The 14,281-nt window shown below is 59.6% G+C and carries 12 protein-coding genes and 1 pseudogene; 5 read left to right on the top strand and 8 right to left on the bottom strand.

The annotated features are described in order from the left end of the window. Window positions 1-49: 49 nt before the first annotated feature. Together A9D14_RS19120 and A9D14_RS19115 are read left to right on the top strand one after the other, a co-directional pair. Window positions 50-439 (top strand): DUF302 domain-containing protein, encoded by a 390-nt coding sequence (locus A9D14_RS19120; protein WP_066850969.1) that lies wholly within the window; start codon window positions 50-52, stop codon window positions 437-439. A gap of 103 nt (window positions 440-542) precedes the next feature. Then, complete coding sequence (locus tag A9D14_RS19115; protein WP_083988222.1) at window positions 543-938, top strand: EMC3/TMCO1 family protein; 396 nt, start codon at window positions 543-545, stop codon at window positions 936-938. A 167-nt stretch (window positions 939-1,105) separates the two neighbouring features. On the opposite strand, the gene A9D14_RS19110 is transcribed toward A9D14_RS19115, so the two are convergent. Further along, the gene (locus A9D14_RS19110) at window positions 1,106-2,518 is read right to left on the bottom strand and encodes a sensor histidine kinase (protein WP_198302100.1); all 1,413 of its coding nucleotides are present in this window, start codon (window positions 2,516-2,518) and stop codon (window positions 1,106-1,108) included. A gap of 433 nt (window positions 2,519-2,951) precedes the next feature. Between A9D14_RS19110 and A9D14_RS19105 the strand changes: the two genes are divergently transcribed. Continuing rightward, the gene (locus tag A9D14_RS19105; RefSeq protein WP_066850928.1) at window positions 2,952-3,575 is read left to right on the top strand and encodes a DUF305 domain-containing protein; all 624 of its coding nucleotides are present in this window, start codon (window positions 2,952-2,954) and stop codon (window positions 3,573-3,575) included. A gap of 51 nt (window positions 3,576-3,626) precedes the next feature. On the opposite strand, the gene A9D14_RS19100 is transcribed toward A9D14_RS19105, so the two are convergent. The 4 genes from A9D14_RS19100 to A9D14_RS19085 all read right to left on the bottom strand — a co-directional run bounded on the left by A9D14_RS19100 (window position 3,627) and on the right by A9D14_RS19085 (window position 9,074). Next, the gene (locus A9D14_RS19100) at window positions 3,627-4,841 is read right to left on the bottom strand and encodes a phosphoglycerate kinase (RefSeq protein WP_066850927.1); all 1,215 of its coding nucleotides are present in this window, start codon (window positions 4,839-4,841) and stop codon (window positions 3,627-3,629) included. 177 nt (window positions 4,842-5,018) lie between these two features. Continuing rightward, complete coding sequence (locus tag A9D14_RS19095; protein WP_066850926.1) at window positions 5,019-6,086, bottom strand: copper resistance protein B; 1,068 nt, start codon at window positions 6,084-6,086, stop codon at window positions 5,019-5,021. Continuing rightward, window positions 6,083-7,834, bottom strand: coding sequence for a copper resistance system multicopper oxidase (locus A9D14_RS19090; RefSeq protein ID WP_066850925.1), 1,752 nt, complete (start codon window positions 7,832-7,834; stop codon window positions 6,083-6,085). Before A9D14_RS19090 ends, A9D14_RS19095 begins: the two co-directional genes overlap by 4 nt. A 166-nt stretch (window positions 7,835-8,000) precedes the next feature. Then, window positions 8,001-9,074 carry a zinc-binding dehydrogenase gene (locus tag A9D14_RS19085; protein WP_066850968.1) on the bottom strand — a complete coding sequence of 358 codons (1,074 nt, stop codon included), beginning with the start codon at window positions 9,072-9,074 and terminating at the stop codon, window positions 8,001-8,003. Between the two features lie 181 nt (window positions 9,075-9,255). Between A9D14_RS19085 and A9D14_RS19750 the strand changes: the two genes are divergently transcribed. Both A9D14_RS19750 and A9D14_RS20420 read left to right on the top strand, forming a co-directional pair. Continuing rightward, a complete protein-coding gene (locus A9D14_RS19750) occupies window positions 9,256-9,474 on the top strand; it encodes a MerR family DNA-binding protein (protein ID WP_066850924.1) in 219 nt (72 codons plus the stop codon). A gap of 188 nt (window positions 9,475-9,662) precedes the next feature. Further along, window positions 9,663-9,794 (top strand): annotated as a pseudogene (locus tag A9D14_RS20420) (YnfA family protein); the annotation flags it as partial. Window positions 9,795-10,531: 737 nt separating this feature from the next. Here A9D14_RS20420 and A9D14_RS19070 read toward each other — a convergent pair. From A9D14_RS19070 to A9D14_RS19060, 3 genes are all read right to left on the bottom strand, one after another. Next, window positions 10,532-10,858, bottom strand: a complete 327-nt coding sequence (locus A9D14_RS19070; RefSeq protein WP_066850923.1) for a hypothetical protein — start codon at window positions 10,856-10,858, stop codon at window positions 10,532-10,534. Between the two features lie 181 nt (window positions 10,859-11,039). Continuing rightward, the gene (locus A9D14_RS19065) at window positions 11,040-12,119 is read right to left on the bottom strand and encodes an IS5 family transposase (RefSeq protein WP_066846942.1); all 1,080 of its coding nucleotides are present in this window, start codon (window positions 12,117-12,119) and stop codon (window positions 11,040-11,042) included. 577 nt (window positions 12,120-12,696) lie between these two features. Then, window positions 12,697-13,980, bottom strand: a complete 1,284-nt coding sequence (locus A9D14_RS19060; protein ID WP_066842647.1) for an IS256 family transposase — start codon at window positions 13,978-13,980, stop codon at window positions 12,697-12,699. Between the last annotated feature and the right edge of the window lie 301 nt (window positions 13,981-14,281).

Below are 14,281 nucleotides of genomic sequence, written 5' to 3'. Positions count from 1 at the left end.
GCACTATTCGGCAACCAGGCCGGCCCGCAACAACACAGGAGAAACGAACGTGAGCTATTATTCTGCCAAGACCATCGAAGCCGGAGACATCGAAGCCGCGCACGAGCGCGTGAAGGCCGCGCTGCAAGAACAAGGGTTCGGTATTCTCACTGAGATCAACCTGCAGGCAACTCTAAAGGAAAAGATCGGCGCGGACTTCCGGCCCTACCGTATTCTGGGCGCATGCAATCCAAGCCTGGCGCACAAGGCATTGCAGGCCGAGGACAAGATCGGAACCATGCTGCCCTGCAACGTCATTATCCAGCAGGTTGCTGCCGAAGTGTTCGAAGTCGCTGCGGTCGATCCGGTCGCCTCGATGCAAGCGGTCGAAAACGAGGCGCTAGCAGAGGTCGCTACGGATGTGAGGGATAAATTGAAAGCGGTGATAGCGGCGCTCTGACAATGGCTCGATAGGCCTGTTTACCCCCTGAGAAATGTTCCAAGGAGAATGCCTATGTAAAGAAGATCCACGACCGACCCCCTGGAATGAAGAGGAAATAATGATGAAACGGACACTTTTTGCAACCGCACTTGCCACTGCGCTTGCTTCGTCGCCCGCCATTGCACAGCAGGCTGAACATCAGCACGGCGCTACAACCGCTCAGGCTGGTGAACCGGACCACAAGGCCGGCATGATGATGGGGTCTCAAGCGATGCAAGAGCACCATCAGAAGATGGAGGAAATGCGCGCGCTGATGCAAAAGGCGCGCACCGCCACTGACCCGGCCGAGCGCCAGCGACTGATGGCCGAGCACCAGCAGAAAATGCAGGAACACATGGCAAGCATGATGAAAGGCGATCATGCCGCCATGATGCGCGCTTGTCAGGAACGCATGGCGATGATGCATGACATGATGGAGCAGATGGCGGCTCAGCAGGGCGAAATGACGCATCATTAACAAACCGATCAGAGCCGCCGCGCCGGGAAAACGACACGGCGGCCCATCGGGCTTCAACCGACGAGTCGCGGAAACGCGGCGCGAAAGGCACCAACCGATTGCTCGGGAGGCAGCGTTCCTTCCTGCTAATAAGTTTGCCGCTGATCAGATTTTTTGGAAATGTCCAATCAGAGGCTCAACCGTTCCTCTTTGTTCTCAAGCGGCAAGGCCATACGGCAGAGCAATCCCTGGGGAAGATAGTCTATTTCAACTTTCCCGCGCAAAGATCGCGTAAGCGTTGTCTCGATCAGGGTACTGCCAAAACCGCGGTGCGTTGGCGGAGATACGGGCGGTCCGCCGCTCTCTCTCCATTCCAGCGTCAGCCAACAGCCTCGATCACTGTCCTCAAGGGCCCATTCTACCGAGACGGTCCCTGTCGCCCGGCTCAGGGCCCCGTATTTCGCAGCATTGGTAGCCAATTCGTGGAGAACCAACCCGACTGAAAGACCTGTCTTCGCATCAAGTGGGACAGTTGGGCCTGCGAGCACAATGTTGGTGCCATGCGCGTTCCGGAAAGGCTCCAACTCGCGAAGGAGCTGATCAAGCAGAGTGGTGCCGCTCTCGCCGCCTTGCGTCAGGTGCAGGCTCTTGGCGACCGCGCCAAGTCTCCCCTGCAGCGCCTGCTTGTAAGCGTCCACGGATTGGGTGCCACGGGAGGAAAGACTCACGACGGATTGAACCAACGCCATCATGTTCTTCATGCGGTGATTCAGCTCGGCGGCGAGCAGGCGTCGCTGTTCGTCAAGCTCACGCCGCTCGCTCACATCGAAGGAGACGCCAACAAGGGTCTTGGCTTCTCCTGCCCCTCCGCGCAAGACCGTGCCCCGCGCGGCTACCCAGCGGGATGATCCCTCCCGATCGCGAGTCCGGAATTCACCTGTAAACTCTTCGGTCCTGGCAATGGCGTTATCGAGCACCCGGCGCAGCCCGGGTAGATCCTCCGGGTGAACCCTCGCAAAAGCATCATCGACATTGAGCCGTTCCTGTTCGCTCAACCCCCATAGGTGCCGCAAGGCGTCGTCGCCCACGAGTTCATTGTTCTGGAGGTTCCACTCCCACGTACCCATGCGCCCGCCCTCAAGCGCCAGGCGCAGGCGGCTTTCGTTCGCTGCAAGCTCGCGGTTACGCGTTTCGAGTTGCTGCTCAAGATGCCTGCGCTCCGAGACGTCTCGGATCACGACCGTGAGGGTGGTGTTCCCACTGAGCACATGCCGGGATAGCGTGGCTTCGACGGGGAATTCTTCGCCATTCTTGCGTTGCCCGAGCACTTCCCTGCGATGCCCCATGATGCGACGGGTCGCCTCCGAATCCGCCGCGAACGCCTTCACGTCGCTGACATGTCTCGCACGAAAGCGACGAGGAAGAAGGATCTCGACCGTTTCGCCAAGTATCTCGTCAGCCTCGTAGCCGAAAATCTCTTCAGCTGCACGGTTGAAAAGCAGGATGCGTCCGCTTCCGTCTGTGCTGACGACACCATCGCCAATCAGCGCAAGAATATCCGATCCTGAAGCTGCTGATGCAGGATGGCTTCCGCCGACCATGAATTCCCTCCCGATGTAGCGATCTACATTAAAGTCCGGTGTACCTTGTCCCTGTCCCACGGCAAATCCAAGGACTATCCGACCATCGCACTGAAAAGGTTCAAGCCGACGGAAAAGCTCATCGTCGGCATGGTTGCTCCGCAGCCGCCTGTCCGGACAAGGCTCCAGAAGCGTCCTGTTGCTCGCAATCTCCCGTCCCAGGTCCAGAAATCGTGAAGGTGTCATTCGACTGCCGGCAGGGATGGCAGGAGGCGATTTCCTCCATCGACACAAAACCTCCGATGAACCTGGAGCGGCCTTTCCGCGCGTCAGCCCAAGACACTCACTATCCAAGATGCTGATAGTGCCAGCTCATTGGAGGTACGCAGACGTGTGACGAATCAACATCGGGGTGATAAGAATATATGCCAGTGCAATCCTCAGATCGGCGGATATGAAGAAACGACTGGACGCGCGGCAGATCACGGCAACTTGCTTGTTGATGACAATGTCGGCTTGTGACCGCACGGGGGCCCAGAACGGCGGCGATCCCTCCGAGGCCATTTCACATGATCTTGGGCCATTCTTCCGGGCCGAAACCGCCATGTACGACAGCATGAGAGCCGCCATCGGAACGAGCTCGGGCGACAATTGGGTAAGAATGATGATTGCGCACCACGAGGGCGGAGCGGCACTGTCGCGGGTGCTTCTTCAGGAAAATCCATCTCCTGAAATCCGGGCTCTGGCAATGCACACGGTGCGAGCGCAGGAACGGGCGGTCCGCGAGCTCGAGAAGCTGCTACGCGACGGGCCCACAGATGTCGAGAGCGCGCTGGTCTTTCTGCGGCCGATACAAAAAATGCACGATGCAACCACAGGCGTTTTCGGTCCCGGTGTGTCCAGGGTCTGGTTGAGGAAGATGATCGAACATCATCGCGGCGCGATAGAAATGTCCAATGTCCTGCTGAAGCAACCCGGCGTTCCTAGAGACACTGCCAATGCGGTCCGAAAGCTCAGGAACGAGCAGGTTAAGGAGATGAAGGTGCTCGAGCGTGCGCGGGAGGGGCTAGAAGCTTAGAGGTGCGAGGAAAGAGGTCATACATGGTTCTGTGCGCATATGATTTCACCTTCATCTTCGCAGCGCCACGACGCCGGGCAAAGCCTTGCCCTCTAACCATTCGAGGAACGCCCCACCTGCGCTCGACACGTAACTGAACCGGTCGGCAACGCCCGCGTGGTTGAGCGCTGCGGCCGTGTCACCCCCGCCCGCGACTGCTCGGAGGCGCCCGGCATCTGCCAAATCGGCGATCGCCCCGGCAAGGGCTACCGTTCCCTGGTCGAAGGGCGGAACCTCGAACGCTCCAACCGGACCATTCCAGACGACGGTCCGCATGTGCTTCAGCGCCTTCTCAAGAAGCGCTACTGTCGCGGGACCGACGTCGAGGATCATTTCGTCTGCGCCGACCCGCTCAACCGAAACCGTACGCGAGACGGCGCCGGCGGTAAACTCGGTGGCTACGACCACGTCGATCGGCAGGAAAATCGTGCAACCGGCCTCGTTAGCACGGTGGATAACCTCACGGGCATTGTCCAGCATTTCGCGTTCGGCCATCGATCTGCCTATTGGCCGGTCCTGGGCAGCCAGAAACGTGTTGGCCATCGCACCCCCAATGCCGATGGCCTGCATCTTGGCGACCAAATTGACGAGGAGATCGAGCTTGGTGGAAACCTTGGCTCCGCCGACAAGCGCGAACACCGGGCGATCCGGGTTTTCGAGAACCAGGCTCAGCGACTTGATCTCAGCCTGCAGAGCGCGCCCTGCCACCGCCGGCAGCACGTGCGCGATGCCCTCCGTCGATGCATGAGCACGATGCGCTGAGGAAAATGCGTCGTTTACGTATATGTCGCCCAGGTTTGCGAACTGCGCGACCAGCTCTGGATCGTTGGTCTCCTCACCCGGATGGAACCGCGTGTTTTCCATGAGCAGTAGATCGCCCGGCGCCGCGGCTTTGACGGCCTCTCTCGCATGGCCATCGCGCCAGTTCGTCGCGACGAAACGAACCGGCCTGCCCATCGCTTTCTCCAGCGCGCCCGCGACGGGCTCGAGACTCATATCGGCAACCACCTTTCCCTTCGGACGACCCAGGTGAGAAAGGAGGACAACTTTCGCGTCCTTCGCGATCAGTTCGCGAAGCGTAGGGATAATGCGCTCGATCCGGGTGGCGTCGGCCACGACCCCGTCTTCGACGGGCACATTGAGGTCGACCCTGACGATGGCGGTCTTGCCGCCAAAGTCGATATCATCGAGTGTCCGCAAGGATGAGGCAGAGGAGGGCCCGAGCATAATATGCGCCTTTCATTCTGTCTGCGAACGGGTGGATACTCTCCACGCTCAGTGCAAAATATGTTCCGATCGCCTTATCAGCTTTACTCGGGCCGAAGGACGTGGCCGAGACCGTCACTGCAATTGACGATCCGGCTCATACTCGAGAATATTCGTTTCCCAGCTGAGGCTTGCGTGTCAGAACCATAGACGCACGCCAACGACGAAACTGGTCACGCTCGGATCCTCTCCGGCAGCCCTGGCATAATCGGCGCTTTGGCCAAGCCGCCACTCCTGATCGATCCCGACATAGGGTGCAAATTCGCGCACGAACTCGTATCGCAAGCGCAAGCCGGCCTCGATCCGGTCGACGCCGGCGCCTATCCCGAGCTCTGGAATGTCCTGTGCCGAAAGGCCTATCTCCGCGCGCGGCTGCAGGATCAGCCGCTGGGTGATACGCTGGTCAAGTTCGCCCTCGATCCGCGCGGTGACATCACCCTTGTTGGAAACGAAGGCGGCCGCATCGACTTCGAAAAGGTAGGGGGCAAGCCCCTGGACGCCAACGACTGCATGCGTCCGGTCGGGACCGGCCAGATCTTGCCGGACACCCGCTTGCAGATCCCACCATGGGCCAATTGCGTGGCTCCAGAGCGCTTGGACTTCAGCTGATTCCGGATTCTCGCTGAAAACGCCCTCACCTTCGCTCTTGAACCAGAACTTGTCGATATCGCCGCCGTAATAGCCTTGAACATCCCACAAATATCCGTCTTTGCCCTGGCGCACGCGATATTCCGCCCGGTCAGCCATGAACCAGAAGACGGGCAGGCCGCTGACCACGCGCGCCACGGCTGCGCGCGAAGCTGCCATGGTTTGGGAACCGACGAAGGCGTCGGCCGCATAGGCAGGGCCAGAAAAGGCCTCCGGCGGCGGCGGAGCTTCCGGGATTCCCGCAACTTTATCCATCGCGCCATGAGCCGAGTGATCTATGGCGCCGTCCATCTCCATGGCTCCCGCAGGATCGTGGCCAACGGCGCCGGAATCCATTCCTCCCGGCTCGCCTGGCTGCTGATGATCCATCGACCCGTGATCCATCGGCGGCAGCGCTGTGGCTGCCTGGATTTCGCTTTCCTGCTCGGGATGCGCCGACTGCGGCGGCGCCTTATCTGGTGCATCTGCTTGCACTTCGTGGGGTTGGTGCGCCGCATGCTCTTGTGCGTATGCAGGAGCAGCCGAAGCCAGCAGAAGAATGAACGCTCCAGTCCTCATTGCCCAACCTCCCCGTTCAGGGGGCGGACGGTGACGACCTGAAACATGCCGTTGTGCATGTGGTAGATAAGGTGGCAATGGAATGCCCAGTCGCCAGGCTCATCGGCAGTCAGATCAAAAGTTGCACTGCTTCCTGGCTGGACCGTAAGCGTATGCTTGAGGGGCTGAAAACCGTCGTGGCCATTCACCAGTTCGAAGAAATGGCCGTGCAGGTGAATGGGATGCGCCATCATCGTGTCGTTCACCAGACGCACACGGACGCGTTCGTTGAACGCGAAGCGAATGGGGTCATCGGTGACGGCAGAAAACTTCTTTCCGTCAAACGACCACATGTAGCGCTCCATGTTACCGGTCAGATGAATCTCGACCGAGCGCGAGGGCTGGCGCTGATCCCTGTTCGGCTTGGCCGCGACCAGGTCCTTGTACGTCAGCACGCGGTGAGCGACCTTATCGAGCCCGGTACCGGGATAGCCCATGCGGTCGACCGGATTCATCGCCACCATGTCAAGCCCCGGACCGACCTTTACGTCGGCTGGCAACCTCGATGTGTCGCGCATGCTCATTCCGTCCATCGTCATCGCACCCATTGGCGCAGGCTGTGCGCCTCCCACGCCTTCATGGTCCATCGAGCCAGGTTCCATGCCGCTCATGCCCATATCGGCCATTGTCAGCAGCGGCGGCGCGCGCAGTTCAGGGAGGGAAGCGCGCGCGCCCGGTCGGGCCGCGAACATGGCCAGCCCCATCCCGGTGCGATCCATCGCTTCGGCGATAAAGGCAAAGGCATCGCCATCTCTCGGCTCAATGATGACATCGTATGTTTCCGCGTTGCCAATCTGGAACTCGTCAACCTCGAAGGGGCGGACATTCTGCCCGTCTGCGGCGACAACTGTCATCGGCAATCCGGGAATCCGCACGTTAAAATAGGTCATCGCGGCGCCGTTGATGATTCTGAGGCGGATTCGTTCCCCCGGGCGATAGGCAAATTCCAGCCCGTCCTCGGGACCATATCCGTTGACGAGGAAGCTGTAGGTCGACCCGGTGACATCAGAGATGTCGGTCGGCATCATCCGCATGCGCGCCCACATCCTGCGCGCCGCACCGCTCAGCGGATAATTGTCGGTCGCAGTGGTTTTGTTGTAGTTGAAATAGGCGTCGGCCACCTTGAGCTTTTTCATGATCGTATGCGGGTTCATCGGCGACCAGTCCGAGAGCATGAGGACGTAGTCACGATCATAGGCGAAAGGCTCAGGCTCGGCCGGATCGATGATGATGGGGCCGTAATGTCCCATTGGCTCCTGCAACGTGTGCGCGTGCCACCAGTAGGTCCCTGCCTGCCGGACCGGGAATTCGTAGCGGAAGCGGTCGCCGGGCTTGAGGCCGGCCATCGATACGCCCGGAACACCGTCCATGAGGAATGGAACCAGCATGCCATGCCAGTGGACCGAGGTATCTTCCGAGCTGTTGTTGAGCAAATCGACGACGAGGTTCTGTCCCTCTCTCAGACGCAACAACGGTCCCGGGATCGTTCCATTGACCGTGACAGCGGGACCATGACGAGTCCCCGTCTCGAAAACGGCGTCGGCCACTGTCAGGCTTAGATGTTCTCCCGACAGGACATCGCTACCGCGACGCGCAAGAGTTCCCCCCATCGCTCCGCGCGCCCAAGCTGGCATGGCAGCCGCGATACCCAGGGCACCGAGCGAGACGCTGCCTGCGGCCAAAAACTTTCGTCGATCAATTGATGTCATCTATTATCTCTGCTGGTGGTTCGGTCGTGCGGTTCTGAAGCCTGGGTTTGGCAAAGACCTTTTTGATTGCCCTCGCCCATGATCCAGATCAAAATATCCATTATTGTATCGGCTTTCTCTTGGCCAAACCCCAAGGCCTGGGACCCTTCGAGAGAGGGAGGCTTTTTTAAGGTGTGATGGCCACCTTGAGTACGCCGTCACGCTGGTGGGCGAAGAGTTCATAGGCTGCTTCGATGTCGTCGAGCTTGTAGCGATGGGTAACCATGGGCCGGAGGTCTACCCTCCCCGCCGCCAGGACGTTGATGAGTCGGCGCATGCGTTCCTTTCCGCCCGGACACAGCGTCGTTACGATGCTGAGATCGCCAAGCCCGGCGGCAAACGCATCCAGCGGGACATTTATATCCGCGGAATAGACGCCAAGACTCGAAAGCGTTCCACCTGGGCGCAGCACCCTCAGGCATGCCTCGAATGTTGCCTGGCTTCCAAGCGCCTCGATCGCGACGTCCACCCCCCGCCCGTCGGTCAGGCGCAGTATCTCGTCCACAGGATCGACGGTGCCGGCGTCCACCACGGCATCAATACCCAGCGCTTTCGCGGTCTGGAGACGTGCGGGCAAACGATCGACCCCAATGACGAGGGTTGCCCCGGCAAGCTTCGCGCCGGCCGCAGCGCAGAGGCCAATAGGCCCCTGCGCGAATACCGCGACGGTATCGCCGATCCGGACGCCGCCTCGCTCTGCCCCTCCAAAGCCCGTCGACATGATATCCGGGCACATCAACACCTGCTCGTCCGTCAGACCGTCGGGGACAGGGGCGAGGTTAGCCATGGCGTCCGGAACCAGCACATACTCCGCCTGGCAGCCGTCGATCGTGTTACCGAGCTTCCATCCGCCGATCGATTTCCAGCCATGGCGAGCGTCCGGTCCGTCTTGCGAATGAAAGCCGGCAAGACAGGCGTTGCTGTGGCCACTGGGTGAGATCGCGCCTGCGATCACCCGCTGACCCTCGTGGTACCCGGTGACGGCCGAGCCCAGCTTTTCGATAATCCCGACCGGCTCGTGTCCAACGGTAAGGCCGGGGGCAACCGGATATTCGCCTTTCAGAATGTGCACGTCGGTGCCGCAGATGGTGGTAGTGGTGATCCGCACAAGCGCATCGAGTGCCCCGACTTCCGGAATCGGCTTCTCATCGAGCACAATCCGCCCCGGCTCCACGAACACCGCTGCCTTCATCTTCGCCATGATCATCCCTGTCTTTGTAAACACGCATCTCTTTTGATTGCACAAAGAGACATCCCAAGGCTGCGCGACGAGTACTGATCAGCAAGTTGTTGCTGACAGGCATTTTCCGTGCACAAGGATATAGACGCTTATCGAGACGTGATATTACAACTTTCGGAGCTGTCATAGCGGTTGGTGTCCTATGCTCCGGTTTCGCGAACTGCTCGACCTGGCCGACGACAAGTCACGATCCTGCGCGGCCGTCGGTGCGCTTGCGCGCACTGATCTCGCCGAAGTCGAACGGAAGATCGATCTCCTTGCGCTCCACGGGGAACTCGACCGAATGCTTGCGACCTGCGACCAGGGCACCGTCAGCGACTGCCGGGTTATCGAGACGCTCGCAAAAGACGCGATCCAGTGAGCGCCGTCTGGATCTATCCCTAGCCGCGCTCGCCGAAATCGCGGGGTGTCTTGCTTTCTGGCGTGGATGAGTATGGATCGCTCAGCGCTTGTGGCTGAACCCGGCATCCTGTCGTTCGCCCTCTTCGCACATTTTTTGCGCGGACTGACGCCGACGCCGCAGGTCGGGCGTTTGCGGCTTATCGCGGCGTCTATATCGCTGCCTCACGTCGCTGGCTCTGGATGGTCGAAGAAACTCCGACGGACCGCTGGGACCTGCTGGAAACGGCGATTTGTCCCGCCAGTGCCGCATCTATTCTGTTTGCGCCGCACGACGTCTGATCGGCCTCGCCCTCACCGCAATTGGCTAGCTGGCGGAGTTATCATCTGGAGACTCCACATCATGGATTGGACGCAGAGCCACCACATCAACAGTTGGTGGCTCCTGCTTTTCGCGCTCGGCGGCACATAGTTTGCCCTTTCCGAATTTATCCTGCTCGCCAATCGCATGCCTAGGATAAGGCGGCGGGGGGAATTTTGAACGAAACAGTAAGCGCCGAGGTTAATCATTCAGGTTTAGGCCGCACAAACCTCACGAAAGCCAAGGAAAGTCAGGTACGATAATCCACATATTGATGAGCACCAGAGCCAGGCCCGTTGCAGGCTCGACCGGCATCAAGTCGCTATAGCGCCAACTTGACATGCTCTCGCGCGGCAGCGAGGTGGCAATCAATACCACCACGGCCGCAACCTCGAGACCAAAGACAAGGTAGATTGCGATCGGGGACTTGGAAGGTTACCAAAGCCAGTTGCCACCGCCTTTGAGGACGGCCAATTCATTAACCGTCAACAGGATTCGGCCATCGCCGAGACTGGCGAGGCCGCAGCGTACTGTTCGCTCATATGGGGTGAGGTTTGCACCGTCGAAGAAAGGCATTTGGAAAATCTCTTAGACGAAGGCGACCAGGATCCCACAAAAATATCAGCCAAAAAGTTCGATTCACGCTTCAGCCTTTATTCGCGACGGTCGTAAAAAGCGGATCCGGCAAAACCAGCAACTTCACTCACTTGGTCGATAGTTATTCTATGATCGCGTCGCTGGAACGGCTTACTTTCAGGATCCTTTGAGATCGATCAAGAAATTTCCGCATGTCGTCTGCTGCCAATTCGGTGAGCGGATGCCTTGTGGCATCAGCGCGTGGCTCTATCATATCGGCGCGCCGCCTTATCTGGTCGACCTGCTTTTCGGTCGCATCAGAGAGCAGCCCGAGAACGATGTTTTCAAGGGTGATGAGGCGAATTCGCATCTGCACGAGTTCAGAGTGACCCGGCTCTGGGATTTGCCAGCTGCCGTCGTCACGCGTTACCGATTTCTCGACGTGTCCATCGGATTCTTCTACCGCCATGTGGGTCTCCCAATTATACTGCGCTTACCGCGAGCTGGACACCCGCAACAACTCTGATTTTGGCCGCGTGATTGGGCGGCTTGAGGTGCGTAGCGTGAGGAGTGCCATTTCATGACGGCGCTGGGCCTTCTGAGGTTGTATTTTCGTCGCTGGTCAGCCCATTTCCTGCATTCAGGCGCACCTATCCTGTGGCTGCCCGCCGCTCGTGGAAGATCAGGCGGTCGAAATTGTAGACCAGGTTGGCCAGCGTAAGTTTGGCCTGCGCCCTGGCGAGCCCAATGGTCCGGATGAATAGACCATAGCGATTCTTCTGGTGCGCAAAGACGTGCTCCACCTTGGCCCGCACGGCCGATTTCGCGGCATTGGCGCGCGCGATGCGCTCGGGCATCGGTTTGCCCTTGGGCTTTCTGCGATGGATGCGGCTCGTGAGCATGTTGCGCGCCAGCCATGTCTCGTTCTTCTGGCTGCGATAGGCGCTGTCGGCCCAGACGTCGCTGGCGGTGTTGCTGGTGTCGATCACGCAGCGCAACTGACGCCCGTCGCTATGCGCCGCCGATGTCACCGCTGCCCTGCGAATAAAGCCGAAGCGGCGGTCGATGCTGATATGGGATTTGTAACCGAACACCGGCGTGGCGATCTGCGGCAGCGGTGTCCCATCCGGGCGATATCGGATCTTGCCGCCGATCTTCACCGTCCAGCGCGCGTCGACATCCTTCTGGTGCGCCTTGTTTGGCTTGCCGCGCCAGATCTGCTTCGCCGACTTGCCCGCCTTGATGGCGGCCTTCTCGTCCTCGGTGTTGCGCTGCTTGGGCGCGGGCACCAGCGTGGCATCCACGATCTGGCCGCCCATGGCGAGATAACCTGCCTCGTGCAGTTGCCGCTCGAACGCCTGCATCAATGCCTCGAGCGTCCCGCTCCCGGTTAGCCGGTTGCGATAGTGACGGATGGTGTTCTCGTCGGGCATCGCGCCACCCAGATCGAAGCCGAAAAAGCGCATCCAGCTCAAGCGATCGCGGATCATGAACTCCATGCGCGCATCCGACAGATTATGCTGTGCCTGAACCACCAGCACCTTGAACATCGCGACCGGATCGAACGGCGGCCGACCGCCTTTTGCGCCGTTGCTATACCCTAGGCCGCGGGTCAGTAGCGGCCGGAAACGCTCGAAATCCACCGTGCCCGCCAAAACCTCGAGCGGATCGCCGTCCTTGCTCAGCCGGTCTAGGTGCTCCGCCAGCGAAAACAGGCTGCGTGGCTGCATCGATGCTCTCCTTACAATGCACCGAATGAATCACAGCAGCGGTCTCAAAGCGAGAGGTTATTACGGGTGTCCAGCTAGCCCAAGTTCGAGAAGAAACCTATTGTTCATCGGGCGGCGTTAGGTACAGAAGCCGCTCAGAAACTCGTGTCCCGATTACCATAACAAACGCCCTCTCTCGTCTGCACGACGTTTTAACGTGGCCGCGAAACAACCGCTATGACAAGACCAGAGAGTCCTACCTCGGCTTCGTCGCGCTCGCCTCAGTCAAACTCTGGATATCCTTTGTCCACGAAGCCTAGTTTTGTTGGAGGCTCCGCAATTCTCAGCATTGTCCAACGGACGGCTGCGGCACTACGTTGGCCTCGATCTCAAAAGAGACTGGGTGAAGCTAAGCAACTCAGTAGTGCTCTCTTGGGGTGTTTATCTACTGGGAGTTATTTCTTAACCGCGACAGACCAGTAGAATATACCAAACCGGAAGGAAGTGCGCGCGACCGGTTGACGCAATCGCTCGGCAGCGAGAGGGAATGTCCCGCTTTCTGTTGAAACTCGCCTGAGCGGCGGTGCTTTCTGCGAGGTTATGCGGCGTTCTTGACTTGGTCAATCTGGTCCTTTTGGCGGTGGTCGATAAGGGCCTGCTTGAGAATTGGCAGCTGCTTGTATGCCTTGAGACGCCGGAAACCCTTCTTGGCTTCGAACATGCCCGCGGCTGTCCAGCGCAAGGCCATCCTGGCATCCCGCCAGCGTTTCACGTTCCGGCAGACCTGTCGGATGACGCTGTTCATGGACTCGATGATATTGGTGCTGGCCAGTGAACGCCTGAGTTCAAGCGGCAGCCCCAGCCTGACCACGGTGAGGATTTCGTCGAGCCCCTCCAGGATCGAGCGCGAGACATCGGGGGCCTCCTGTTCGAAGCGCCGTGCGAGATTGCGGATCAGGCGTTCGGCCTTTTCAGCATCGTCCATCTCCCAGGCCTGCTTCAAGGCGCGGCGTACAGCGGCATGATGCTTGGGCGCAAGGCGGTCGGTGATGTTGCGCGCCTTGTGGACCTGACAGCGCTGGATGGGAATGTCCGCCCCGAAGGTCCGACGCAACGCCTTGCTCAGCGCCTTGGCCCCGTCCACGATGAACAGGTAGCAGCCCTCGGGGTTCACTCCACGCTCGATCAGATTATCGAGCAGGGCTTGCACCGTTGCTGCGTTCTCTGTCGCCCCCTCGACGACACCCAGAGGGTGCTTTTGCCCGGAAGCCTCAATCCCGACAGCGCCGATCATCAGCAGATGATCGTCCAGATGCAGCCCGTCGATCTGGATGGCGACCAGATCCAGCTCCGACAGATCGGAGGCCATCCATTCATCGAGCTTGGCCTGTGTCAGCGCCTTGAACCGCCGGGAGACCGCAGAACTGGATAGGCCGCTGCCCGCGTCCGCAGGTACACCGGCCTCGGGCAGCCGAACGGCACGGCCGAATTTGCGCGTGGCCATGTTCATCACCATCAGGTTCATGGCCCATTGGTCGAGATACCCACCCGCAGCGATCTCCTCCCAACTCGGCAGCGCCATTTCCTTGCCCGTCGCCTTGCTGCGAACGCGCGGGCGATCGACCTCGATCTTGCCGCCATGAAAGCCCACTTGGGATTTCGTGCGACCCCAACGGTAGCCGGGCTTACCAGGGCAATGTTCATAGCGATCCCCCGCCAACCGGGCCACGTCTTCGTTCATCATCTGCGTCAGGCTTTCGATGCCCGCCATCAGGCAGAACTGCTCGAAACTCTTCGTCAGCGCGCCATAGGCGTCCTCGACAAGCGAAGACCCGACAGGCGCGGTGGCCAGGGCACTGGCAGATGTGGTAGTCGTCTTCATGGTGTTGCTTCCTTTCTTGGTTTGATCACCCCGAGCCTACGGCTCAGGGGAAGCAACGCCACCCTCTTTCAAAGTTTCAACACTCGCCGGGACATCCCCCAGCGAGATCCGGTCGGATCGAGAGCTGTTCGCGGTGGATATCCATCGATCGACTGGGAAATATACCGAGCCGAAGGAGCCAGTCGGCCAAGACCCTGACTCCTTGCATCCGAGAATCCCCAAACGCGAACCGTCTGGCATTGTTGCGGCCAAGTGCGCAACAGCTACTTCGACGTCCTGAATGATATCGATGCCAATGTGG

It is taken from the genome of Croceicoccus marinus (genome assembly GCF_001661675.2).
Lineage (GTDB): Bacteria > Pseudomonadota > Alphaproteobacteria > Sphingomonadales > Sphingomonadaceae > Croceicoccus > Croceicoccus marinus.
This window is presented reverse-complemented; position numbering and strand designations above follow the sequence as displayed.